The 24,506-nt window shown below is 55.0% G+C and carries 31 protein-coding genes; all 31 read left to right on the top strand.

What is annotated here, in order from left to right:
* The first annotated feature begins 456 nt into the window (after positions 1-456).
* Entirely contained in the window at positions 457-1,359 is a 903-nt protein-coding gene (locus IM282_RS15870; RefSeq protein ID WP_160029916.1) for a ParA family protein, read from the top strand.
* Positions 1,356-1,715 (top strand): hypothetical protein, encoded by a 360-nt coding sequence (locus tag IM282_RS15865; RefSeq protein ID WP_192970620.1) that lies wholly within the window; start codon positions 1,356-1,358, stop codon positions 1,713-1,715. Before IM282_RS15870 ends, IM282_RS15865 begins: the two co-directional genes overlap by 4 nt.
* Positions 1,708-3,048 (top strand): SPI-7-type island replicative DNA helicase, encoded by a 1,341-nt coding sequence (dnaB-PI, locus tag IM282_RS15860; RefSeq protein WP_192970619.1) that lies wholly within the window; start codon positions 1,708-1,710, stop codon positions 3,046-3,048. The genes IM282_RS15865 and dnaB-PI overlap by 8 nt, the downstream gene beginning before the upstream one ends.
* Before the next feature lie 2 nt (positions 3,049-3,050).
* Positions 3,051-4,775: a ParB family protein gene (locus tag IM282_RS15855; RefSeq protein ID WP_192970618.1), complete on the top strand. Its 1,725-nt coding sequence runs from the start codon at positions 3,051-3,053 to the stop codon at positions 4,773-4,775.
* Positions 4,772-5,023 (top strand): hypothetical protein, encoded by a 252-nt coding sequence (locus IM282_RS15850; RefSeq protein WP_192970617.1) that lies wholly within the window; start codon positions 4,772-4,774, stop codon positions 5,021-5,023. The genes IM282_RS15855 and IM282_RS15850 overlap by 4 nt, the downstream gene beginning before the upstream one ends.
* Complete coding sequence (locus IM282_RS15845) at positions 5,024-5,749, top strand: DUF2786 domain-containing protein (RefSeq protein ID WP_192970616.1); 726 nt, start codon at positions 5,024-5,026, stop codon at positions 5,747-5,749. It begins immediately after the preceding gene.
* A gap of 136 nt (positions 5,750-5,885) precedes the next feature.
* Positions 5,886-6,179 (top strand): hypothetical protein, encoded by a 294-nt coding sequence (locus tag IM282_RS15840; protein ID WP_151428218.1) that lies wholly within the window; start codon positions 5,886-5,888, stop codon positions 6,177-6,179.
* On the top strand, positions 6,179-6,808 hold the full coding sequence (locus IM282_RS15835; protein WP_160029922.1) for a DUF2857 domain-containing protein: 630 nt from the start codon (positions 6,179-6,181) through the stop codon (positions 6,806-6,808). The genes IM282_RS15840 and IM282_RS15835 overlap by 1 nt, the downstream gene beginning before the upstream one ends.
* Entirely contained in the window at positions 6,805-7,068 is a 264-nt protein-coding gene (locus tag IM282_RS15830; RefSeq protein ID WP_192970615.1) for a hypothetical protein, read from the top strand. Before IM282_RS15835 ends, IM282_RS15830 begins: the two co-directional genes overlap by 4 nt.
* Before the next feature lie 133 nt (positions 7,069-7,201).
* Complete coding sequence (locus IM282_RS15825; protein ID WP_192970614.1) at positions 7,202-8,479, top strand: STY4528 family pathogenicity island replication protein; 1,278 nt, start codon at positions 7,202-7,204, stop codon at positions 8,477-8,479.
* 574 nt (positions 8,480-9,053) lie between these two features.
* On the top strand, positions 9,054-9,767 hold the full coding sequence (locus IM282_RS15820) for a PFL_4669 family integrating conjugative element protein (RefSeq protein ID WP_192970613.1): 714 nt from the start codon (positions 9,054-9,056) through the stop codon (positions 9,765-9,767).
* Entirely contained in the window at positions 9,764-10,339 is a 576-nt protein-coding gene (locus tag IM282_RS15815; RefSeq protein ID WP_192970612.1) for a hypothetical protein, read from the top strand. Before IM282_RS15820 ends, IM282_RS15815 begins: the two co-directional genes overlap by 4 nt.
* A 13-nt stretch (positions 10,340-10,352) precedes the next feature.
* Positions 10,353-12,392, top strand: coding sequence for a DNA topoisomerase III (locus tag IM282_RS15810; protein WP_192970611.1), 2,040 nt, complete (start codon positions 10,353-10,355; stop codon positions 12,390-12,392).
* Between the two features lie 678 nt (positions 12,393-13,070).
* Complete coding sequence (locus IM282_RS15805) at positions 13,071-13,547, top strand: STY4534 family ICE replication protein (RefSeq protein ID WP_151428224.1); 477 nt, start codon at positions 13,071-13,073, stop codon at positions 13,545-13,547.
* Positions 13,548-13,609: 62 nt separating this feature from the next.
* Positions 13,610-14,158 carry a single-stranded DNA-binding protein gene (locus IM282_RS15800; protein ID WP_192970610.1) on the top strand — a complete coding sequence of 183 codons (549 nt, stop codon included), beginning with the start codon at positions 13,610-13,612 and terminating at the stop codon, positions 14,156-14,158.
* 15 nt (positions 14,159-14,173) lie between these two features.
* Positions 14,174-14,410: a DUF4160 domain-containing protein gene (locus IM282_RS15795; RefSeq protein WP_012146806.1), complete on the top strand. Its 237-nt coding sequence runs from the start codon at positions 14,174-14,176 to the stop codon at positions 14,408-14,410.
* Positions 14,391-14,663, top strand: coding sequence for a DUF2442 domain-containing protein (locus tag IM282_RS15790; RefSeq protein ID WP_072270381.1), 273 nt, complete (start codon positions 14,391-14,393; stop codon positions 14,661-14,663). The genes IM282_RS15795 and IM282_RS15790 overlap by 20 nt, the downstream gene beginning before the upstream one ends.
* A gap of 146 nt (positions 14,664-14,809) precedes the next feature.
* Entirely contained in the window at positions 14,810-15,445 is a 636-nt protein-coding gene (locus IM282_RS15785) for a PilL N-terminal domain-containing protein (RefSeq protein WP_192970609.1), read from the top strand.
* Complete coding sequence (locus tag IM282_RS15780; protein ID WP_192970608.1) at positions 15,442-16,197, top strand: hypothetical protein; 756 nt, start codon at positions 15,442-15,444, stop codon at positions 16,195-16,197. Before IM282_RS15785 ends, IM282_RS15780 begins: the two co-directional genes overlap by 4 nt.
* A gap of 10 nt (positions 16,198-16,207) precedes the next feature.
* Entirely contained in the window at positions 16,208-16,918 is a 711-nt protein-coding gene (locus IM282_RS15775) for a TIGR03759 family integrating conjugative element protein (RefSeq protein ID WP_160029932.1), read from the top strand.
* Entirely contained in the window at positions 16,897-17,574 is a 678-nt protein-coding gene (locus tag IM282_RS15770) for a transglycosylase SLT domain-containing protein (RefSeq protein WP_192970607.1), read from the top strand. The genes IM282_RS15775 and IM282_RS15770 overlap by 22 nt, the downstream gene beginning before the upstream one ends.
* Before the next feature lie 4 nt (positions 17,575-17,578).
* Positions 17,579-17,935, top strand: a complete 357-nt coding sequence (locus IM282_RS15765; RefSeq protein ID WP_192970606.1) for a hypothetical protein — start codon at positions 17,579-17,581, stop codon at positions 17,933-17,935.
* Entirely contained in the window at positions 17,922-18,437 is a 516-nt protein-coding gene (locus tag IM282_RS15760; RefSeq protein ID WP_192970605.1) for an integrating conjugative element protein, read from the top strand. Before IM282_RS15765 ends, IM282_RS15760 begins: the two co-directional genes overlap by 14 nt.
* A complete protein-coding gene (locus IM282_RS15755) occupies positions 18,434-19,060 on the top strand; it encodes a restriction endonuclease (protein ID WP_192970604.1) in 627 nt (208 codons plus the stop codon). The genes IM282_RS15760 and IM282_RS15755 overlap by 4 nt, the downstream gene beginning before the upstream one ends.
* Entirely contained in the window at positions 19,044-19,568 is a 525-nt protein-coding gene (locus tag IM282_RS15750; RefSeq protein ID WP_192970603.1) for a hypothetical protein, read from the top strand. The genes IM282_RS15755 and IM282_RS15750 overlap by 17 nt, the downstream gene beginning before the upstream one ends.
* Entirely contained in the window at positions 19,565-20,344 is a 780-nt protein-coding gene (locus IM282_RS15745) for a hypothetical protein (protein ID WP_192970602.1), read from the top strand. The genes IM282_RS15750 and IM282_RS15745 overlap by 4 nt, the downstream gene beginning before the upstream one ends.
* A complete protein-coding gene (traD, locus tag IM282_RS15740) occupies positions 20,341-22,452 on the top strand; it encodes a type IV conjugative transfer system coupling protein TraD (protein ID WP_192970601.1) in 2,112 nt (703 codons plus the stop codon). The genes IM282_RS15745 and traD overlap by 4 nt, the downstream gene beginning before the upstream one ends.
* A complete protein-coding gene (locus IM282_RS15735; protein ID WP_192970600.1) occupies positions 22,436-23,194 on the top strand; it encodes a TIGR03747 family integrating conjugative element membrane protein in 759 nt (252 codons plus the stop codon). Before traD ends, IM282_RS15735 begins: the two co-directional genes overlap by 17 nt.
* Before the next feature lie 187 nt (positions 23,195-23,381).
* Positions 23,382-23,732: a hypothetical protein gene (locus tag IM282_RS15730; protein ID WP_192970599.1), complete on the top strand. Its 351-nt coding sequence runs from the start codon at positions 23,382-23,384 to the stop codon at positions 23,730-23,732.
* A gap of 165 nt (positions 23,733-23,897) precedes the next feature.
* The gene (locus IM282_RS15725) at positions 23,898-24,230 is read left to right on the top strand and encodes an RAQPRD family integrative conjugative element protein (RefSeq protein WP_192970598.1); all 333 of its coding nucleotides are present in this window, start codon (positions 23,898-23,900) and stop codon (positions 24,228-24,230) included.
* Entirely contained in the window at positions 24,230-24,472 is a 243-nt protein-coding gene (locus IM282_RS15720; RefSeq protein ID WP_192970597.1) for a TIGR03758 family integrating conjugative element protein, read from the top strand. Before IM282_RS15725 ends, IM282_RS15720 begins: the two co-directional genes overlap by 1 nt.
* Positions 24,473-24,506: the final 34 nt, after the last annotated feature.

Genomic DNA, 24,506 nt, shown 5'->3' with positions numbered 1-24,506 from the left:
TGCCGAACTCAGAAGTGAAACGCCGTAGCGCCGATGGTAGTGTGGGGTCTCCCCATGTGAGAGTAGGGAACTGCCAGGCATCAATCAGAAAGAACCCCGTACCGGAAGGTGCGGGGTTTTTTGCTTTGTGCGCGGAAAAACATGCCGGATGGCGGCTTCGCCTTATCTGGCCTGCGGGTTTTGTAGGCCCGGTAAGCGCAGCGCCACCGGGCAATGCTGGCCGCACGACCTCATCGGGAAGAGATACAGGAATAAAATTTAGGTAAGGTTTTGATAAGCGCAGAAAAGCAAAAACCCAGCCATAGGCTGGGTTCTTTAAATAGTGGTGCCCGGACTCGGAATCGAACCAAGGACACGGGGATTTTCAATCCGATCGTTGATTGCAAGTTAAATAGTAACGTTTGTAATTAGTCTGTTGTGACTGCGCATATCGAATAAATTTATTCGAGTGTGCACATGGAAAACGTTGTAACCAAGACTCAACATAAAGCAAGAGTAGTCCCTGTCATTTCCACCAAAGGTGGTGAAGGGAAATCTACTCAAAGCGCCAATCTGGCCGGATTCCTGGCCGACGCCGGCAAAAAAGTCCTCCTTATCGACGGTGACCATTCCCAGCCCACCGCCAGTAGCATATTCTCCCTGGAATACGAAGCGCCTAACGGTTTGTATGAACTCCTGATGAAGACCGTCGATTTGGCGCGGCCTGACCAAATTATTTCCCGTTCAGTAATCAACAATCTGGACATCATCGTCTCTAACGATCCGCATGACCGCCTCTCTTCAGCCATGCTGCATGCCCCGGATGGTCGCATGCGTCTGCGTAATGTTCTGCAGCATCCCTTATTCCAAGATTACGACGTCATTATCATCGACTCCAAAGGTGCGGCGTCAATCATGCTTGAGCTTATCCTGCTGGCCAGCTCCTCGTTTGCTGTTGGTGTCATCAAGCCAATCTTGCCAGACACCCGCGAATTTTTACGCGGCACGCTGGGGTTGATGGAAGGGCTGCTGCCTCTGGCCGTTTACGGTATTGCCATGCCTCAGGTGCGAATACTGACCAACTGCATGGAATACACCAACCTGGACTGGAAAACGCTGGAAAGTCTGCAGGGTATCATTGAGAACGGCCAGTATCTGCGCGCCGACGCCTTTGACGTCTCCCTCCTGAATACAATCATTCCCAAGCTGGAAATCTACAAACTTGGCCATGCCTCGGGCCAGCCAGTCCATCGCCTGGAGACCACCACTACACGGACTTCTACGCCCGCTGCCGCTGACACCATGTATGACCTGGCTTGTGAGCTGTTCCCGGACTGGACTGCTGATTTTGACCTCCTGCGTAAGGAGGCCAACCAATGAACAGGAACTTTATCTGGCGTGCAGTAGCTCACTCTGCATTGATTAATCGCGATGAAACCCATGTTTTTGTCGATGCTCCTGATTATGAAACTGCAAAACAACATCTCTATGAGCGCTTGTCTGATGAATGGGGCGTTCCGTGTGGGTTCATTGACTTCTATAACCTGTGGAATGAAGAACAACTACGAGAAATGTCGGTAGGGAAAAAGATCCCTAGTGGGCTTCAATTACTCGAGACAGGGGGAGGTAATGGGGAAGTTTGTTACGACCATTCACCTCTGATTCTGGTTGCATCCGCCATGCTTCGCGAAATCTTGGAGTACGCACTGCGTCAGCCGGAGGTGCGTCATGGCTGATACGAAAATTCCTCACTCTGTCGACGCCGAACAGGCCGTACTGGGCGGGCTGATGTTGGAGAACGCGCGCTGGGATGACGTGGTGTCTGTCCTGCGTGACGCTGATTTTTATATCCCGTCGCATCGCCGTGTTTTCCAGGCCATGGGGCAACTGATGGCGGTTAACCAGCCTATCGACCTGATTACGCTGTCTGAGTCGCTTGAACAGAACAATGTACTTAAGCAGGTTGGGGGTTTTGCTTATCTCGCTGAGATGTCTAAAAACACACCGAGTGCAGCGAACATCGAAGCGTATGCCAACATTGTCGCAGAGCGCAGCAGACTACGTCGTCTGCTGGATCTGGGGCGAGCGTTAAGCGCCGAAGCCGTAGCCCCTCAGGCAAAATCTGAACTGTTGACAGAGCGGGTAGAGAAGCAGCTGCTGGAGCTGTCGGAACAGGTGTATACCCAGCAAAACGTCTGCCTGATAGATGGCCTGGATGCGGTAGTCAGCCGACTGGAAAACGTCACCGGAGGAACCGGTGTGACCGGAACCCCAACAGGCTTGTCATTGGTTGATGAGGTCACTTGTGGTCTGCAGGATGGGGAGCTGACTCTACTGGCCGCGCGGCCAAGTATGGGTAAGACCGCATTTTCACTGGCGTGTTGCGTCGGTGCGCTGGAAGGCACCGATCGGCCGGTATTCTGCTTCAGCCTGGAGATGCCGCGGGAGCAATTGCTGCAGCGTTTTCTGGCGATGCTGGGCAGAGTGGATTTGACCCTGTTCCGCAACGGTCAGCTCGAGGATGAGCATTGGGCGCGTATTTCCGAAGCCATGGGAATTATGACGGCTTGGAATGACCGTCTGATTATTGATGACACGTCCGCGCTGACGCCTGCACAGCTTCGTTCACTGGTGCGCCGGTATACCCGTTTGTATAGCCGGCCGTCGCTCATCATGGTCGATTATCTGCAGCTGATGCGTGCGCCTGATTTTGAAAACCGCACACAGGAAATCTCGGAAATCTCCCGCAATCTGAAGGCGCTGGCCAAAGACACACAATGTCCAGTGTTGGCGCTGTCGCAGCTGAATCGGACGCTCGAACAACGGGCTGACAAACGTCCGATGAACAGTGACCTGCGCGACTCCGGTGCACTGGAGCAAGATGCCGATGTGATCGCCTTTATTTACCGGGACGAGGTGTATTACCCGGATTCTGAAGATGCCGGCACCGCCGAGATTATATTCGGTAAGCAACGTCAGGGGCCAACCGGCATGGTGCGCGTTCAGTACGAACAGCAATACACGGCATTCCGTGATTTGGCCATGCCTGAATTTCAGGGAGGAGCTTAATCATGGGACGTATCAATACCAAAAAAATTGACCTGGGGAGCGCATTGCTTCAGCAGGGCAAGACTGCAGTAGGCACTAGTAGTAATGCTCCTGCTGAAGGGGCATTACCTGCCACGGAAATGCCGATGGTGCTGACACTGGACGACGTCAGTCCTTTCCCGGATAACCCAAGAACCTCCCGTAATCCACGGTATGAGGAAATTAAATCCTCAATCCGGGCGCGTGGCCTGGATACGGTACCTAAAATCACTGCGGATCCTGATCGTCCCGAGCTGGGTTTCTTCTTTAGTGACGGGGGGAATACCCGCCATCAAATTTTGTCTGAACTATGGCAAGAAACCGGGGATGAAAGGTTTTACCGTATTTCCTGCATGTTTAAGCCCTGGCCGGGCCGTTTGTCGTGTGTGATAGGTCATTTGGCTGAGAACGAAGTTCGCGGTGAATTGAGTTTTATTGAGAAAGCATTTGGTATTAAGAAAGCCCGCGCTATTTTTGAGGAAGAACTCGGCAGGGCAGTATCATTACGTGAGCTCTCCGCATTATTAGGTGAAGCAGGTTATCCTGTTCATAACTCCAATATTAGTCGTATGGAAGATACGGTTAAATATCTGTATCCATTTATGCCTTTGCTTTTGGAATCTGGGGTCGGAGCACCCCAAATAAGGGGGCTGTTAGCCTTGCGAACTGGTTCTGAAAAAGTATGGAAGCTATTTTCAAATGATATTAAATCTACAACTTCATTTGCTGAGGTTTTTGGTTCAGTCTGCAGCCAATTTAATGATCCGGATGCGTATTCATTAGAGATGTTCCGTGATGAGTTAATTGGCGCCTTGGTTAAAGCTCTCCCACATCCCTCTTTGAATTACGATCGCTGGCTTCTCGAGCTGGATCCCAAAGAGCAGAATCGCCGGCAACAGCTTGGTGAAGAGCACCTGCAAAGCGCGCCTAATTTTGCCGTTCAGCCAAGGGTTGGATCACCCGTTGATGGCAGTGGCGAAATTGATAGCAGTGCAGCAATCCCGTTATCTTCCTCTGATGCACCTGTGCCGGGTACGTCGGCTTTGACGCTGAGCAGCGCACTGGATGAACAGGAAGGTGAAGGGGACTCATCCGACGCTGAGCCTATTTCTTCCGGATCTCCGCGCATTGAAACCCAACATGACCTGTATGGTGCGCCGCCGGTTCTGTCCGGAGATTTTGACGAGCAGCCCTCACCAGGCATGTCCGGAACAGAGGCAGCAGGGGCAGGGCAACCTGCGCAACCGTGCCCTGTAGCACCGGAAGTTACCCCGAACGCAGAGGGATCAGAAGTCGCCTTTGCTGAAGAAGGGCTTGAGCCAGTGGTTTCTGTCTGGGCCATCCCGGCCCTGCAGGATGACATTGAACACCTGCAGGGCATGGCTTATCGCCTTGCCTTCGAACTGGCCGAACAAGCCGGCTGCGAAACTGAGCTCAAAGCCGATAAGGCTACGCTGATTGCGGCAGGGTACTGCCTGGCCACACAGCAGTCATCCCCATTCATTGCATTACTTCTCTCACTGACTGGACCGGCCCCGGCCAATGAAGCCTGTTCATTAAGCGAGGCGTTGATTGGCGCCGCTGATGGCGCCGGGTTCCCGCTGCTTGATGATGTCCATGCCGTGAAGTTTCTGCGCCTTGTTCGTGTTCTTCGCCGGCTGCGTGAGCTGCAGCGTGATGTGGACACTGACACAGGGGAGGACGCATGACTGTCACTATTGAGCGTTTGCAGGCCTTTTTGGCAGACCCCTCAGCCGGACAGGATGTGCATGAGATGGCGTCGGAGCTGTTGGCTGTCAGGGCGATCACCGCCTGTTATACCAAAGAGGGCCTGAGTGTCCTTTTGGAAACATGCAACGTCCTGATAAACAGAAAAAACACCTCTGGTTACTCGGATAATCTCAGAGAGATTGCACGCGTAGCCCATGGGCTCTTGGCCAACTGGGAGAACAATTAAATGAGCCATTCACAACGACAGGATCGGCTGGTGAAACTGGTCCGCAAGCTCCTTGAACTTGCTCGGAGCAATAGTAATGCCCATGAAGCAGGACAGGCATTGTCCCGCGCTCAGAAGCTGATGGCGAAGTACGGGATCACGGAGCTCGAGGCGAACATCTCCTCTATTCAACAGGCGCCAACCAAGGGCGCGCCATCTCAGTCATGGGACAAAATCCCGGAGTGGATGAGCCTGTTGACCTGGACCGTCGCCAATGCGTTCGGCTGCCGGCACTACTTTTCTTCCTTTGAAAGCCGAACCGGGTTAAAGCGTCGCAACGTCACTTTCTACGGATTCAGTGAACGTCCTGCCGTTGCTGCTTACGCCTTTGATGTGCTGAGTCGCCAGCTCAAGGACGCTACGGCAGCTTACCTGAAAACCCAGGATAAGCGCCTGAAAATGGCGACGCGCCGGGCGCGAGCAGAGCAGTTCCGTGCGGGTTGGGTCGAAGGCGTCCGCCGAATTGTCGATGTTTTCAGCGTATCGGAGCATGAACAAGAGCTGATGTCTGCGTGGTTGGAACAACAGGGCATGAGCACGCTGAAAACCCGCTCGGTAAAACAATGTCGCGGTGATGCCATCGCGCGTAGTCAGGGCTATCTGGCAGGACAAAATGCTCGTCTGCATCACGGGGTTGACGGTTGTGGACCTGCAGGTATTGGCTACAGCTCCGGGGAGGAAAAATGAATAAAAGCCCCCTGACCAACGGACACATCGAGATATTTTCAACTTTTATGACGGTTGTTCTTGTTTTATACGCCGGCGGTGCGATTGTCCTTTTTTATAATCAATTGCGTTTAAAACTACGGACACGGGAAAAAGGGTGGCAGGTTTCTTTATTACCTTATTTGCTCTTGTTCTTACCGGTTGTGGCGGCAATATTCGTCGTGCTTGGGAGGTCTTCGTGAATCCTGCGCTGATTGTTATCTGCTTTTGTATTGTCATGTTTTTTCTAATGGCGTTTCGAGATACGGATTTAAAGCGTCTTATCAAGGACAAAGACAACTTTTTTTTGCAGCCTCTTTTATTTTTGCTGCCTCTTATATTGTTTTTTCTGGCGGCGATTTTTGTGTTGGTCGCGGCTCTTATTAATTTGTTCACCAGGGGGTACTACTAATGAGTAACAGCTTGTCACAGGCAACAAACAGCCTGCTCACGCAGCTCGTCATGGAGCTCAAATCCGGCTATATCCGCCGCTGTGAGTCTCTCGGACTCACGCCAGAGGAAATGCAGATGCTGAACGGTCTGACCGTCGATGATCTGTATTACTTGCTGAACAGCTCCGTCTCGGTGCTCACGTTCCAGATCCATCACGAGAATTTTGCCTTGATGCTGCAGCAGGCCCGTCGGGAGCAGCAACGGATGCAACGTATCGACCGTGCACTGGCGCTGGGCGGTTCTATCGAGATGATGCAGCACTTTTTCGGCCTGTCCAGTGTCGAGGTCTCTGCTCGCCGGCGTATGACGGGGATCCAAATTCGTCAGGGACGCTGTTCGACGCTCAGTGATGAGGACAATGCATCCCTGTGGCGCCAGTGGCAGAAAGCGGACATTGATGATCCGTCCAGCGCTGACGGCCTGGACGTCATGATGCTCGCGGCTGAGCAGATGGATGTGTCGTTAACAGCGGTCTGGCACGCCGTGCGGAGTTTTGATGGTGCACAGACTCGCACGGTCCGTAAAGCGATCCAGGCCGTACGTAACAAAGCAGGTGTTGGGGAGGAGCTTGTAAGGAGGTCAGCATGAAGCCGTTAGTGTTGATGCCGGGGCTATATGCCCCGCGTTCCGCCCCTCCTGCTTGTCAGAAAAAAGCGCGGGAACAGGTGAGACGTTTTCGCCAGGGGGAAAGGAATTACAAGGCACTACATGTAAAGGGTAAGCACCGCAGTGGCCGTGTCTGGATGAAGATCAATATTAGTGACAGTTGGCGTTTGCTTAGCAGAAACAGTGGTGTTGATTGGGAGCTGCTGACCCACGAACGCTACAACAATGAATTATGGAAATGATGACATTCACCCTGTGCCTGCCTGGCGGGCACAGGCCTGAGTGCCGTTTGGCGATGTGTAGCACAGCTGCACGACAAATGATTGTGGCCACGCTTATCGGGCGTGGGCGAAAGGATAAGGATGCGCAAATTCGATGAGCATAAGCAAAAGACCCGATGACAGCCTGATCACTTATACGATTGAGCAGATGAATGCCCGGCTGGCTGAGCGAATATGCGACGAAAACCAGGCAGGCTCTGCCGATTTAACAAATCTGCGTAGTGGCCTGCTGTTCACCGGTAATGTCCACGATGCGGTACCGCGCCGGTTGATGCTCGACACGCGCCTGTCTCCCCTGGATAAAGTGGCGTGGATGATGATCCGCCTCTATGCCCAGCAGAACCAACAAAACCAGGGAGCCATGTTCCCGACCTACGACGAACTGCAGTTGCAGTTAGCGTCACCGTTCAAGGGAAAGGCATCGCGTGAAACGGTCAGCCGGGTTTTATTGATGTTGCGACTGACGGGCTGGTTGAGCCTGTGTCGCCGCGTGCGTGACAGTAAAGGGCGGATACGCGGGAACATTTATTCTCAGCATGATGAGCCGCTCTCAGCCTGTGATGCTGAAAGTCTTGATCCGACCTGGCTTGATACGGTTGCGGCAGCCTGCCAGCACAAGAATCGGGCTGTCAGTCAGACGGCCTGGTCAGTGTTGTCCGACATCCGAAACGACCCGACGATGCGTCATTATCACTCGCAACTGAATGTGATGGCGCAGCGTCTGGGCGCTCCTCAAACCCCTCAAGAGATGGCCGCGCAGATGACATTGCGTGAAGAAAATGCCGGCAGTTCGGTAACCGAACCCAGTGAAAAATACCCCGGTTCGGAAACCGAACTCAGTCAATTTAAGCCGAATTCGGTATCCGAACTGGGTGAAACACGAGGTAAGAAAATACAGAGTTCGGATTCCGAACTAAGTCTAAAATCAACAGGTTACAGTAAGTCTGCGAAACCGAACTGTAACGTACGTTCTTTCACACAAAGTGTGAATAAAAAAACGTACGTTCCGCGACTGCCTGAGGCATTGCAGCAACGCATACCTGAGGCTGACCAGCAGCAAATCCATGCCCAGTTGCAGGCTTTACCCGAAGACGTTGCCCGTCAGGTACTGGAGAATTTGAGTGCCGCATTGGCTCGAGGTGAGGTGAGTAACCCGACCGGCTGGCTGTTCAGCATGATGAAACGTGCCCGTAACGGGGCTCTGTTTGCCACCACAACGGCCTCAAAGCCGGTAAAAACGGAGCCTGTACGCCCGCAGCGCCCTGCAGAAACGTCCCGAAAAACGCCTGGCCAAGTCGCAACACGCGAACATGTCAGTGCCCTGGTGGCGAAGCTACGGCAGGGGATGGCCCGAGCCAGGAACGGAAAGTGAATTTCACATCGGAGCGTGATTTGAAGGCTTTGGTGCTGGCAGTGCCAGCAGGGTTAAAAAGTAGACAGTTATGACCCGAACCAGGAGCGGAGAGCGAATCATATTTTGGAGCGCGATTTGAAGGTGTGTAGTGCTGGCAGTGCCAGCAAGGTTAAAAAGTAGACAGTCATGGCCCGAGCCAGGAGCGGAAAGTGAATTTCACATTGGAGCGTGATTTGAAGGTTTTGGTGCTGGCAGTGCCAGCAGGGTTAAAAAGTAGACAGTTATGACCCGAGCCAGGAGCGGAGAGCGAATCATATTTTGGAGCGCGATTTGAAGGTGTGTAGTGCTGGCAGTGCCAGCAGGGTTAAAAAGTAGACAGTTATGACCTGAGCCAGGAGTGGAGAGCGAATCACATCTTGGATCGCGATTTGAAGGCGTGTAGTGCTGGCAGTGCCAGCAAAGTTGAAATCTGCACAGTTCAGATTTCTGTTTACGAAACAAAAAGAGTTTTGGATTGCTGGAATAAGGTGCTGCCGAGACTATCTCAAGCCAGACATTCCAGATATATCCTCAACAGGAGAAGGAGCCACAAATGGCAGACACGACCGAAAGTGCACAGCGCAAGCCCGCGCAGTCAAGGGCTGGGGCCCTCAAGTCCACGCTGACGGTACAGTTACACACCCAATATGCCATCCTGCTGTGGGAAGGGCGCCAGCGAGATAAAGAAGCCAATAAACCCCAAATCGTCGGTATGCCGCAGGTGATTGCGCGAGCCGGCAAAATCAATGCCGATTCAAACGATGATAACCCTTACGCCGACCATGCCATGTTGTTACTTGAAGAAGCGATCGAGCGCGGTACCGGACGGCTGCAATCGGCCGTTGCCGACCTGGAAAAAACCTTGTCCAGCTTGCCTGGACAGGTATCAATGTCAGAGGTCGCGTCGGTTTCTCCTCTGAACATCGGTGTTTTTAGCCGAACGCCACTGGGTTATCGTTGCGTTTGGTTGCTTGTTGGGTTTGACCAACTGGCGATGAAAGCCTTCCAGGCCTGGCATTATGGGCTGATCTCCCGTCAAAAACGTGATGATTTACTGAGCCAGGGCGGGCACTGGGTTCGCCAGGTTTATGGTGTTGTTCAACAATACCGTTCGGTCGCAGCGACGCGTGATGATATTCGACTGCAAACCCCTGCCGGCATTGATGCTGTAAAACGCCTGGGGCAGCCTGATGCTGACATCATGAGTGGGGCTAAACGCTCTGCTTTTTCACCTGCACTTCGTCCGGCTAAAGGAGACACTGCATGAGTAATGACAGCTTGAAGTCCTTACGCTCCACGGTTGCTGCCTGTCTGTTCGGAAGTTTTCTGCTGTCAGGGTGTTCGATGTCAGATGTGACTGAGTGGAATCAGAAGATCAGCGATGCTGCACATTCTATTGCCAGTGGTTCGGGGACGAGTTCTGATCCCGGTGGAATGCCCTGGATGACCAAGGCCGGTGCTACCGGTCCTCGCAAGGATGTTCAGCATACCTATACGCTTCCGGTGGATGTTGATACTGCGGCTGCTCGATTGAAAAGCCACTATCAGTTTATCACCACTGACGAGCTTGAAAGTCTCCGTCAGCGCGATCAGTACGGCGACTGGAGCGCCGGCTCTATTGACGAGGCACGGCCGGAATGGGCTGCACAAAAGGGCAGTTACTACAAGATGGGCCAGGAGTGGAAGGATAACGATCGCCTGATGCTGGAAGTCGAGAAGTCCGGTGCCGGCAGTCGCCTGAAGGTCACCTACAGCTCACCGGACAGCACCCACCTGACCGACGCCTATCTGCGCCGCCTGATGACCCAGCTGCAGCAGGTTGCCAAAGGCCAGCGCTGACGGAGGCGATCCGATGCAACTTTACCTGTGTGAAAAACCGTCCCAGGGAAAAGACATTGGCGCCGTTCTGGGCGCCAACCAACGCAAGCAGGGTTACCTGACCGGGGCAGGTGTGATTGTTACCTGGGCTATCGGACACCTGCTGGAACAAGCTCAACCTGAAACCTATGGTGAACAGTATGGCAGTCCCTGGCGTGAGTCGGTGCTGCCTATTGTCCCAACGCAGTGGAAAATGGTGGTTAAGAAAGATACCGCTGACCAGTTTGCCGTTATCCGTGGTCTGCTCAAACAGGTTGATTCGGTCGTGATCGCGACGGACGCCGATCGGGAAGGGGAGGTGATAGCGCGCGAGCTGCTGGAATATTGTAAGTTTACCGGCCCGGTTGAGCGGCTCTGGCTTTCGGCGCTGGATGAAACCAGCATTCGCCAGGCCCTGGCCAACAAGCTGCCGGGCAGCAAGACAGCCCCTCTCTATGAAGCCGGTTTAGCCCGCGCGCGCGCGGACTGGATGACCGGCATGAACCTGACCCGGCTTTATACGCTGAAGGCGCGGGAACAGGGTTATGGCGAGGTCTTGTCTATCGGCCGCGTTCAGACGCCGGCGCTGGCGCTGGTCGTCAACCGCGACCGTGAAATCGCTAATTTCGTCTCAAAGCCCTACTGGCAGGTTCAGGCCACACTGCAAAAGGACGGCATCAGTTTCCCGGCCAGCTGGGTGCCGGCGGCCAATTACTGTGACGAAGAAAAGCGCTGTATTCACCAGAACGTTGCGCAGGCGGTGGTGCAGCTCTGTCAGCAAACCGGGCAGGCGGTGGTGCTGGATGTCGGTACCGAGCGCAAGAAGGAGTCAGCGCCACTGGCGTTTGATCTCGGTTCACTGCAGCAGGCCTGCTCACGTAAATGGGGGATGGGCGCCAATCAGGTATTGAGCATCGCCCAGTCACTGTACGAAACCCATAAGGCGACAACTTATCCGCGGACAGACTGCGGCTACCTGCCTACCTCAATGCAGGCGGAAATCCCGGATGTGCTTAATGCCATTACCCGTACGGACCCGACACAAGGCGCGGTGATTGCTTCGCTGGATACCGGTTTTGTCTCCCGTATCTGGAATGACAAAAAAATCACGGCGCACCACGGCATTATCCCGACAAAACAGGCATTCGACCTGAGCAAGCTGTCAGCTGATGAACTCAAGGTCTATCAACTGATACGTCAACACTATATGGCGCAGTTCCTGCCACTGCATGAGGTGGATGTCACGGACGCAACGTTCAATGTCGGTGGCCAGCTGTTCCGTACGCGCGGCAAAGTTGAAGTGATTGCCGGCTGGAAAGCACTGTTTCAGCGGGAAGAGCGTAACGAGAAAGAGCAGCCGGATGAGTCGGAAGATGCACGTCTGCCGGCCCTGGAAAAAGGACAGTCATGCGCCATCGCCGGCGCTGAGCTTAAAACGCTGCAGACCAAGCCGCCGAGTCATTTTACCGATGGCACGTTGATAGCGGCAATGAAGAACGCGGCGGCGTTTGTCAGCGATCCACAGCTGAAGAAAGTGCTCAAAGAGAACGCAGGATTGGGAACGGAGGCGACCCGTGCCGGTATTCTGGAAACGTTGTTTAAACGGGGATATCTGGAGAAAAAGGGTAAATACCTGCTGTCGACACCGATTGCCGGCGAGCTGATAGATGCCTTGCCAACGGCTCTGACGAACCCGGGTATGACTGCACTCTGGGAACAGGCGCTGGATGAAATTGCCCAGGGCAAAATGACGCTCTACACATTCATGGACCGTCAGGCACAGTGGGCGACACATCTGGTCGACAAAGGAAAGACACAAGCGGTTAAATTCACTGCGCCGCCATCTCCTCCCTGCCCATTATGCAGCGGTACTATGCGCCGGCGCGCCGGTAAGAAGGGGGGCGGTGCATTCTGGGGCTGCAGCAACTACCCGACCTGTCAGGGGATCATCAACATCGATGCCAAAAGTGGCGGTAAGGGTAAGCGTTATAAGGGAAAATCTGCGGCTAAAAATAAAACAACCAGATCAGAGTAAGAGATTGTCTGATGTTAATCCCGGAAAGTTTTGCTAAGGTTAGCTGGCTTTCTTATGCAGAATGCACAGGTACCCCGTAACTGCGGTGGTGGAAAAATTCTTCCATGGTTTTTTTCTGCTTCAGTTCGGTCAGTGACCCCCACACTCAGGTTGACTGACAAGGCGCAAGCAACTCCGTGAAAAACGCGCCGGGACACTAGGTTCTCCCCGGAGTTAGACAGAATATTCATCAGGTAAGGTACTGACCCCGCGGCGTTGATTTTCGGATCAACGCCGTTTTTATTTTCTGGCTCGCAAAAATGATCATTACGGTTGACACTCACCTAACTTGCATTAAAAATGAACAGGCTTACTCGTTGTCTTCGGACAACCAGCCAATGCTTCAGCACTCTGTGAGAAGCGCCTTCGGGTGAGTGCCAGCCAAAGTTTCAGCGGTCTGTGAGAAACGCCTTAGGGTGACTGCAAATAGCCTCGTAGCCTGAAAGAGGAAGCCCCAGTGGCGGTAACCCTGTTTAACCTTTGAGAACAGGGATCACTTAACGGTGATGAAGGTCCATTTCACAATTCAGACAGTCTGCACTGACGTACGACTTTGCAGACTCCCGACGGGAAACACTTTTCCCGTCAGGGAAGGTGTATTTCTCCGTCACCGAATCTACACTCCATGGAGAAAACATCATGTCTAACCCAGCTCAAACTCAACAAAATGCCACCAAAAACACTGAATACTTCAACCTGACCATCAATGGCATGGGGTATCTCAGTAATGTTCGCCAGGTTAATGGTCCTAACGGCACCTTTATCAGCTGTGTTGTTAATGCACTGTCCGGTCCTACCGATAACGCCAGCTATACGCGTTTCGATTGTACCGTTGCAGGCAAAGAAGCAAGCAGCCTGATTAATCGTTGCCAGAAAGCCTGTGACGAAGACAAAAAAGTTCTGATTGGTTTTGTGCTCAGCAATCCCAAAACGGACATCTTCACGCTCAACAGCGGCGAACATGCCGGTGAACAGCGTGTCAGCCTGAAAGCGCGCCTGATTCGTATCGATTGGATCAAAATCGGTCAGGAAAAGGTGTACCAGTCTGAAAAACCTCACTCCCAGCCGCCTCAGCAGGGTTCTGCGCAGCCAAGCTACGCTGAAAACTCCTTCTGATAACGCCTTCTCACGCCCCTTCCCGGGGCGTTTTTCCCTTTCCCATTTATGAGGATTCGATTATGGCGTCTCGCGGCGTAAACAAAGTTATTCTTGTCGGTCACCTGGGCCAGGATCCAGAAGTCCGTTACATGCCTTCCGGTGGTGCTGTGGCTTCATTGTCACTTGCGACCTCCGAGAGCTGGCGTGATAAACAATCCGGTGAACAGAAAGAGAAGACCGAGTGGCACCGTGTTGTGTTGTTCGGGAAACTCGCTGAAATAGCCGGTGAATACTTGCGTAAAGGTTCGCAGGTCTATATCGAGGGTCAGTTGCGGACACGCAAGTGGACCGATTCGGACGGTGTTGACCGTTACACCACTGAAGTGGCGGTCAATGTCGGTGGGTCGATGCAAATGCTGGGCGGCCGTTCTCCGGATAATGCCTCTGGCCAACGCAGCCAGAGCAGCTGGGGCAAGCCTCAACAGCCAACCCACAGCGGCACGCCGCCTCAACAGCCTCAACCACAGGCTCAGTCTGGCGGAAATGAACCGCCGATGGACTTTGACGATGACATACCGTTCCTGGGATTCGGCTACGGTATCGCAAAATCAGCCATTTACGCTCTGTGAGCGTCGGGGGAATTTATGCCGACCATTCTTCGAGTAGGTGGTTTTCGCTTTTACTTTTACAGTCATGAACCTAATGAACCGGCGCATGTCCATATTGATAAGGGCAATGCAACGGCTAAAATATGGTTACATGATGTCAGTATTGCGCGTAGTGTGGGGTTTGCATCACATGAACTGCGTATACTGCAGCGTCTGGTGACAGAACATCGGACACTTTTACAGGAGGCCTGGGATGCTTACTTTACGCAATGAAAATGATCTGCGTGTAATGAATGTCCGCATTGATGATGACCGTTTGTCGGTTGATTTGATGGATGGCCGAACTATTTCGGCACCGTTAGCCTGGTATCCCCGACTTGCGGCTGGTACGCCGGCGCAACGGGAAAACTGGGAACTTTGCGGGGCTGGAATGGGTATTCACTGGCCAGATCTGGATGAGGACTTAAGTACGGAAGGGTTGTTGATGGGAGCGAAAGGCATTACTCGTACACCTTCATTATCCTGATGTTATTCATCTTCATCTAACACTAAACGCTGACCTTCGGGTCGGCGTTTTTTTTTGAATAGCAATAAAGAGTTGTTAATTGAGCGTCCCGGACGGTAACCGCACAGTGACACCTGTCAATTGTCACTGAACAGGAAACCTTCCGGATGAAAAAAACAATTCTCGGCTCTTCCCTGGCAGCACTGATGCTGACCGGGTGCGTTACCCAGCAACCCCTGCAGCAGCGTGATGCGTCACTGGTCACGCCGCCTGTCACCGTCACCCGCAATGTCCAGCCCGTTACCCCGGATGCATACGGCCAGGCGCCGGAAGTCGTGCGCTATGACCGCTATCTGCTGGTCAGCACCGATCCGGCCGCTGTCCAGCGCGACCCGCTTTCTCAAATCATCGATATCCGTATTCCTGCCTCCGTCAAACCGACGGTGGCCGATGCGCTGCGTTATGCACTGCGACAGTCCGGTTACACCCTGTGCGCGACTGGCCCGGCCAACGGCGTGTTGTATCGCCAGGCACTGCCGGCGGTGCAGTACCAGCTGGGGCCGATGCGTCTGCGCACCGCGCTGCAGGTCCTGGCGGGGCCAGCATGGCAGCTCGAAGTTGACGATGTGCAGCGCGTTGTCTGCCACAGCCTGCGGGACGGTTACCAGTTGCCGGCCTCTCAGCTGCCACCGTCGCCGACGCCACGTGTCTATCACGCAGCGCCGGCCGCAGCACCTGCAGGCACGATGGCGCCGCCGGCGATTAAACCTGTGTCTTCAACCGGAGGATGGCTGAAAAAATGACCGAGCATAACGAAGAAATGGTGCCGATGACGCCGGCCAAAAAAGGATTGCTGCGTAGCAAGGCCTTTTGGCTGGTGACGGGCGGGGTGGTGGTTGTTCTGATTATCGGCATGGTGGGTGTCGGCGCCGTCAAACACGTTGACCAGCGTATTACCCATTTGGAGCAGGCGCAAAAAGCGCTGGCCCCTCAGGATGACATGACTTCGATGGCAGACGTTGTGCAGGCGCATGCCAAGCAGCTGAAAGCCCTGACAGCACGCCAGAACACACTCAACGACGAGATGACGGGACTCCGGACCACTAACAGTCTGCCCGAAAAGCTTGAGCAGCAGCTGCAGGCGCAGCAGGTTGAACTCAATGCACTCAAAGACAGCCTTGAGGCGCTGAAAAAGTCAGTGGCAACGGCGCCGGCAGAAATCACCGCCCCTGCCGGCAAACCTTCTGTCGCCGTTCCGGCTGCACCCTCGGCCACGGCAAAAATCACCCCAAAGCACAAACCTACGCCGATTAAATCTGCCCCGCGTAAAGCGGTACGCCGTGTGGCGCGTAAAGCGCCATTCGTGCTGACCGGGGTGGAGCAGCGTGGGACAGCGGCCTTTGCGGCCGTGGCGCCGCAGGGATTCAGTGACCTCTCACAGGTTCGGCTGATTGGTGAGGGTGAGTCTGTTGCGGGCTGGACGTTGGTCAGTGCCGGCCACGGCCAGGCGACATTCCGTGTCAACGGTCGCCTGCAGACTGTCAGCGAGCAATAAGGAGTATCCGATGAAATTGACATACAGCCTGTTCGCCCTGGTGCTACTGAGCCCGTTATCACAGGCGGCACAGCAGACGGCCATCGAGAACAGTCAGTCAACCCTGAGTCAGCTGCAGCAAAGCCAGGCCAACAAGATGGCCGAACAGGGTAAGCAGTGGGGATTGAGTGGCCAGGAGTACCAACGTTACGAGCAACTGATGGAAGGGCCGCGCGGGACACAGTCCCCGGGGCTCGACCCGCTGACGGCGCTCGGCATCGAGGCCAAAAGCGATGCCGAACGCAAGAAGTACGCGGAGCAGTGGGTGAAGCAGGAGTTTGTTCGCACGGAGAAAGAGCTGAAGTTTCAGCGTGAAGTCGATGCGGCCTGGCAGCGCCTGGGTGTGCTGCCGGTCAACATGGGAAATGCGGCCGGTATCGCGCATGACAGCGGTGGCCGTCTGGCGCTGTTCGTGAAAGGCAAGGACTGCGGCCAGTGCGATGCGCGTCTGGCTGCGGTGCTGGCTGACAACCGCCCGGTCGACATTTACCTGGTCGACAGCAAAGGGGATGACGACGTGCTGCGTAGCTGGGCGAAGGCGCATCATATCCCGGCTGACAAGGTCCGTGCTCGCCAGATCACGCTCAATCACGATGGCGGCCGCTGGATGAAATTCGGCAACGGCCTGATGCCGGTCGTGCTGCAACAGGGGAAAGACGGATGGACTATCGCCGCGTTTTGACCACAGGCCTGCTGCAGGCCACGTTGTTGTTTGCGCATGCCGCTGCCGCGCAGGATGTGCCGCAGGGTTATCGTGAGGTGGCGATGCGTCACGGTGTGCCGCCGGAGTCGCTCTACTCGGTAGCCTTGACCGAGACCTCGATGTCACCGAAAGGCATTATTTCGGTGACTCGCGGTGCCGGCCCTGCGCCGGATGTTGAACGTCCGTGGCCGTGGACCATTAACGTCGCCGGTAAAGGCTACCGTTATGCCACCCGACTACAGGCCTGGGAGGCGCTGCAGGGCTTCCTGAAGAAATACCCGCGTAAGCGCATCGATGTCGGTATTGCCCAGGTCAACCTGGGCTGGAACGGCCATCATTTCACCTCGACCTGGGAAGCCTTCGAACCCTATACCAACCTGAACGCTGCGGCGGCCATCCTGCGAGAGTGCTACAACCGCAACCCCGGCAGCTGGCTGACAGCAGCGGGGTGTTATCACCATCCGGCTGGCGGCGCCCCTGCTGCCCGTTATAAATCCATCGTGAGAACCAAACTGGCGCGCCTCAATGGCAGCGGTACCCAGGCGATGCCAGTGGTTTCCCGTCATACACCCGACCCGACGCCGGTAGCGACGCAGACCGCCGCGCTGACGTGGGTTGAGCCGAGGAGTCAATAAGCTGATGACCAGTAAGCAACTGGAAGACCTGAAAGAGCATCTGCCGGCAGCGCTGGCAACCTGGCAACAGTCGAAGGGCAGCAGAGTCACTGTGGGCTGGCTGCATGTGGCGAATCCTGAGGTTATCGCAACGCTGCTCACTGAACTGGAAAAAGCACCGCAGCTCATTAAGGAGGCGGAAATCAGAGGTGTAGAAAAGTTGTCGGCGGCATTTAAATCCTGGTCTGGCGACAGCACTCATCGCGATTACGAAGCACAGCGGCACTGGGCTACTGCGAGCGAAGAAGCGTTGTCATTTGCTGATGACCTCCGCAATGGGGCCAATATTGAACGGGAAGGGGAGCATCATGAAGAACGTTAATTTTCTGCTGTTCGGTTTGTGCCTGGTGACCTCCACCGCGCTGGCGAATCTGAACGTGATCGCCGATGTTGGCGGCGAGGACGCTTCCCCGTATTTTGACGGCATTAACGCCCAGAGCGAGACGCCGGCGTTACCTTCTGGCCAACCCGGTATTGGTGACGCTCAGGTCTCTATGTTGCCCGTGTCTACGCCGGAACTTTCGCCCGGTGAGGTAGCAGACAGACCGCTCCAGTTGCCGGGGATTGGTGCCCTGTTTATTGTGGGCGATGACGATGCCAGCCGCAGTTGGCTGCAGGCAAATGCAGAAGGGCTCAAGTCGCGCCATGCTGCAGGCCTGGTTGTGAACGTCAGCAATCTGCCGGCCCTGCAGTCGCTGCAGGCGCTGGTTCCCGGTGTAGCGATGGCGCCGGCTTCCGGCAGTGAACTGGCGCGCCGACTGCAGCTGTCAAACTACCCGGTACTCATCACCGACACCGGTCTGTCTCAGCAGGTCACGCCATGATGTCTCCGGGGCATCTCGGTGCGGCACTGATGGCGAGTCCGCTGCTGGCTGTCTTGCTTATCGGGCTGTTTATTGTGGTGATGGCCACGCTTAACCTACGTGGCCGTGAGTCGGCCTCCGCACGGCGCCACCGGCGTTACCGTGCAACGGCTGCCCGCGTTCTTCAGCGATTGCCCCAGTTGGATGGCGACGGCCAGCGCTTGATGTACCTGCGCAAAATCAATCCCTACGTTTTTGAAGAACTGCTGCTTCTGGCGTTTGAACGTCAGGGGTATGCGGTTATCCGCAACAGCGCTTACAGCGGTGACGGCGGCCTGGACGGTCAGGTTATCATCGGCGACCAAAAATACCTTATCCAGGCCAAGCGTTACGGCCGAACCATCACACCGTCCCATATCAAGAGCTTTGGTGCGCTGCTGCGACATCACCACTGTCAGGGTTTTTTCATTCATACCGGCCGTACCGGCCAGCTGAGCCGTGCCTTGCTGCAGAACCATCCACACGTTCATCTGGTCAGTGGCCAGAAGCTGCTGGCGCTGCTTGCCGGCAATGCGCAGTGGCTGTCTTTTCTGCCGGAAAATACGGTAATCAAACGGAGTACCTCCAATGTGGAATCGTTCTAATTATGTTGTTGTGATCACCAGCCTTCTGTCCTCAGCATTCAGACTCTTGTTGGTCTGGCCCGGTGTGGTTCTGGCGATTTTTGGTTTCATTTTTTTTATCGCAACACTCTGTGATAACGGCGCGCAAAAAGCAGCCTCACGCATGGCGGGCACCGCGCAGGAATACCGTGCAGCCCCTGCCGGGATGGTGATGGTACGTCTGTGTCCACATGCGGATGATCCTGTATGGGAGGTGGCACCGGTACTAGAACGGGACTGTAAACCTCATCCGAAGACGTTCACTGACGTTGCCAGGCAAGAGCGGCGCGTCGTTCTCTGGATCGGGAGTGTGCTCATCGTCCTTGGCATGTTGGTTGAACTGTTTTATTTGCTGTACCGCCGTCGCCAGATGGCTCTGAATGCTGTTTACGGAAGTATCAATGCAAGAGGTGAATATCGTGCTGTGACCTATCTCGGTGAAGCCAATGCTGATGAACGTCGTCGCTCTTCTGAAGGGGAATTGTCATGAACGATAAGCCTTTTATTGAGTGTGTGTCAGCCAACAAACCCGCCTGGGCTGATACACATATTGAGTCCTGGAGCCAGGTTGGATATCGGCAAGCCGAAGATTTTATCACCCGTCATTACTGGACGGACAGGGGAAGTATTAATGTGTTCCGTATCGTGGGCACCGACCACCCGCAGTATGCCGGGATGAGCTGGCTCGACCTGTTGCATCGGGGCAAGCGCATGGATATCAACATCCCGCTGATTGAAAGTAACCCGGGTTATTACACCGAAGCCACGCAATCCCATCAGGGGATGAGCTTTGTCAGCCTGGATGGCCTGGACTGGTATGTTAGCGCCGATGGGAATCATCGCAGTTGCCTGGCGCGTTTTTATTTCCATCTGCAGGGGTATGGCGTGACGCAGTTACACAATGTCTCCCTGAGCCAATATCAGGTCGACCACACCTTTATGACCGCATGTGAAGCCCTGTCAGCGATGGTGCCGGCGTTGCGGTCGCGGGGCGTGTATCTGACGCTGTTAGCACTGCGGGTGCCGGTTTCCCGTGATGATACGCCCGGCTGGAAAGTGGACACCTGGTACACTGAGGTCACGGTGACGCTGGATGACACGACGGGCAATGAGGGGGAACAGCGATTTATCCTGCATCATGCCGCAGAAGCGGAGCAATTACGTCGTCAGCTTGAAATCCGGTACCTCAAGCCGGGGGCGGGTGCCACACCGAAGAAGGGGGCCTGGTGGAAACGCCTGTTAGCTCCAGGCAAGGAGGGGGCATGAGTAACCGGCATGTGATGGAGGCCTTGCTGCGTCCGGCGGTAGAGCTCAATACGGCGATTGTGTCAGGGGCCGCCGCTGTGGTCTGTGCTGTCGCACCCTGGTCGGTAGCGCTGGCGCCCGAGGTGAGCTATGTCACCGCCGGCAGTTTTGCGGTGTTGTCTGCCATACGCGCCCGTCAGGGCATGCAGGTGATCCGCTATCGCCGTAACCTGCGCCAGCTACCGCGGTATGTCATGACCAGCGCTGAAATCCCGGTTAGCCGGCAACGACTGTTCCTGGGCAAGGGTTTCCGTTGGCAGCAAAAACATACCCAGCGTCTGATGGATACGCGCCGGCCGGAAGTGGAAAAATATGTCCAGCCCTCCAGGGCATACCAGATGGCGCGCCGTCTTGAGCTGCAGACCGAGTACAGCATGCCCTGGTTGTCCCAGCTGCTGCGCAAGGACTCTCCGCTTAATCCGGTGCGGCCGCTACCGCCGGTGGGCGGTAACCCGGCCATTCATGGCATTGAACCGAAAGAGGTTGATGTCTCGATGGCGTTGGCCGAGCGGGTTGGCCACAAACTGGTTCTGGGCACTACCCGTGTCGGCAAGACCCGTCTGGCGGAGCTGCTGATCACCCAGGATATTCGCCGCGGTGACATCACCATCGTGTTTGACCCTAAAGGGGATGCCGACCTGCTGCGCCGGGTGTGGGCCGAAGCGCACCGCGCCGGCCGTGGTGATGAGCTGTATATTTTCCACCTGGGCTGGCCGGATATCTCGGCGAGATACAACGCCGTCGGCCGCTTCGAACGCGTCTCCGAAGTGGCGGGGCGTATCTCCGGGCAACTGAGCGGCGAGGGCAACAGTGCCGCGTTTCGTGAGTTTGCCTGGCGCTTTGTGAACATCGTGGCTCGCGCCCTGGTGGCATTGGGACAGCGTCCTGATTACACCCTCATTACCCGCTATGTGAACAACATTAGTGAACTGTATGAGACCTATGCGAAAAAGGTCATTGAAGAGCGGATGCCGGCGCTGCAGCAGCAAATCGACAATAACCTGTCGGTGCTGACGGAAGAGGATGTGCCGCGCAATATGCAGGGGCAACCGAACTCGGTCAAAATATTCGCGGTTGAAATGGCTCTGAGCTCGGAAGCCGGCAAGCAGCTGTACGACCCTATCCTGGATGGTCTGCGCAGTGCGGTTCGCTATGACCGTACGTATTTCGACAAAATCGTCGCCTCTTTGCTGCCGCTGCTGGAAAAACTGACCACCGGCAAGACGGCGGAGCTGCTGGCGCCAGATTACATGGACATGAGCGACCCGCGGCCGGTGTTTGACTGGGAGCAGGTCATTCGTAAGCGGGGCGTTGTCTATATCGGTCTGGATGCGTTGTCAGATGGTGTGGTTGCCTCTGCCGTCGGCAACAGCATGTTTGCCGACCTGGTCTCGGTTGCCGGCCATATCTACAAGCATGGCATGCACGGCGGGTTGCCGACCCGGGCTGACGGCAAACTGCCGATCAACCTGCACTGTGACGAGTTCAACGAGCTGATGGGTGATGAGTTCATTCCGCTGATCAACAAGGGTGGTGGTGCCGGCATGCAGGTGACGGCCTACACGCAAACCGAATCCGACATCGAGGCGCGCATCGGAAGTACCGCCAAAGCGGCTCAGGTCACGGGTAACTTCAATACGCTCGTCATGTTGCGGGTGCGCGAGAACCGCACCGCGCAGCTGCTGACCTCACAACTGCCGGAAGTGGATGTCTATACCAAAACCCTGGTGTCCGGGCATGCTGACACGGCTGACGTTGAGAAGGGGCAGGACTTCACGTCCAGTACCCAGGATCGTGTCGGCACCGTCAAAGTCCCGCTGCTGAAAGAGGCGGACGTGATTAACCTGCCAAAAGGACAGGCGTTCGCGCTGCTGGAAGGCGGCCAGCTGTGGAAAATCCGTATGCCGCTGCCGAGCAGCGATGGTGATGATGCCATGATGCCGGCGAACCTGCAGAAGATCGCCGAGGAGATGCAGCGTAACTACCGCACCAGTGAGTCCTGGTGGTCAGCAAGCACCGTGATGCCGGATGTGGTCACTCAAGGAGGATTAAATGGCGCAGGCGGATAATACACAGCCACGGCAGGCGGCTGAACCCCGTAAGCACGGGCTGCTTTATAACCTGCTGTGGGGCTGGCCCTGGATGTTGATAGGGATGTTTTTCGCGTCCCTGTTCGTGAGTCTGGTGATTGAATATGTCGGGATGGCGTTCTTCTGGCCGGAGCTGGGTGCATCGCACAGTGAAGCGGTGATGAATACCGAGCTGGGCTATCTGTCCTCGGAGTTTACCCGCAGCCTGCTGCTGTCTGAGCCGTCGGTCACGGTGACCCATTGGATTTTGGTGGCCTATCAGTGGGCGTTTGTGGACAGCGGTTTTCTGAGCTGGATACAGCAGGCGTATGAGACGCAAACGCATAGCCAGAATGCTATTGCCAGGGAGCTGAACAGCTGGAGTGGTTGGTTGGCCGGTATGCTCAAGGAATACCTGATGGCCACGGTGTATGTGACGGTGATTACCCTGGTGCGTGTGACAATTCTTGTGCTGTCCATTCCGCTGTTTATCCTGGTGGTGCTGGTCGCACTGACCGAGGGGCTGGGGCGGCGTGATATTCGTCGGTATGGCGCCGGTTACGAGTCCAGCTTTGTCTACCACCACGCCAAAAGACTGGTCACGCCGGCGGTGTACATCCCCTGCATGCTGTACCTGTCCTGGCCAACGGCGGTATATCCCAACCTGCTGTTGTTGCCGGCAGCGATTTTGTTGGGTATCGCGGTGACGGTAACGACGGCCAGCTTTAAAAAGTACCTCTGATTTACCCTCGAGCTGGCCGATGGCGTACAAAACTTGCTTTTGTGCGCCATCGTCAGCAGACAAGCCCTGTAATAACCAGCATAGGCGCGTCAGTTATATTCCCTGAAAATTTTCAGCTGATGAGGCTGTCCAAGCTGTAAGCATATTGTTAATGTTGTTTTTTATCTTCAAAAGGAATGAGGTATTTATGAACTTGCGAAAAATATGTGCTGCTGGACTAATGAGTATTTGCATTGGCGCTTCATTTTCCGTCAGCGCTGCTTGCTCAGAAGGTATGGCTGCAGTAACGAAATCTGGTTTTTATGCAGCCATTAACCAAAAAGATTATTCCAAAATGCAGAGTGCTGTTGAGAGTGGTAGTGAAGATGTAATCAAAAGTTTGGTTCAGGCACATTCTATTATTAAAGTCCCGGAAGGAGTTGAAGTCTGTATTAAAGATCCACGAGAGGGATTTCAGTGGTATAGAAAGCATATCACCATCTCTGGGTACCCAGGCGAATATTGGATCTCGGATAAAGGGTTAAACGAAGTAAATTGATGCTCTTCTTTTGCCCATCGCATAACTCGTGATGGGCAATTAAACCTTGCCCTTCTAAGCAATAACTCCCCGAAAAATTATTAAAAAGTCATAAAGAGTTATCCACTGACCTCCCGCCTTATCTATCGCACCCTGACAGCACCCTAAATCACCAAGGAGTGCTGCATGCGTATCCCCGTAGTTACCCGAGGACTGGGCGCCGGCTGTTTGCTGGGGCTGTCATTCCTCACCGCATTGCCTGCCTGTGCCGCCGAAAAAGATGAGCTGGCGTCCGCCCAGCGCATGTTGATCCAGGTACAGGCGGCGCTTGAGCGTGCGCGGGTTGCGGCCGTTCAGGCCGACCCCGTCGAGCGTGGTCGCTTCTTTTTCGACTATCGCCGCGCCACCTCTGACCTCAACACCATCAATGCCGGTATCGACCGTTACCTGGAGCCGTCACGTGCACAACCCCGTGATGGCGGCTCCGTCGCGGGCAATTACCGGCGGGAGCGTCCCTGATGGCCATGACCGGCGCTCAGGAACAGGCCTTCAATGCGGCCAGCGGCGGCGTTGAAATCAACGTCATGTCGCTGGTCTGTATCGGTGGGTTGTTGGCGGTGCTGTTTGTCTGGGCTGCATGGGCCTGGATTGATGTTTACGAGGGCTGGAGGAACGAAAAAGTCCCCACCAAAGCGCTGATCCGCTTCGTCCTCAAAACCGTTCTGTTGCTGGTCGTCGTTATGTGGATGTTCGCCAGCTGATGCTGGCAGGGCGTTGAACCCATTACTCGTTGTT

The sequence above is a fragment of the Enterobacter cloacae complex sp. P29RS genome, from assembly GCF_014893445.1.
GTDB classification, from domain to species: domain Bacteria; phylum Pseudomonadota; class Gammaproteobacteria; order Enterobacterales; family Enterobacteriaceae; genus Enterobacter; species Enterobacter intestinihominis.
This window is presented reverse-complemented; position numbering and strand designations above follow the sequence as displayed.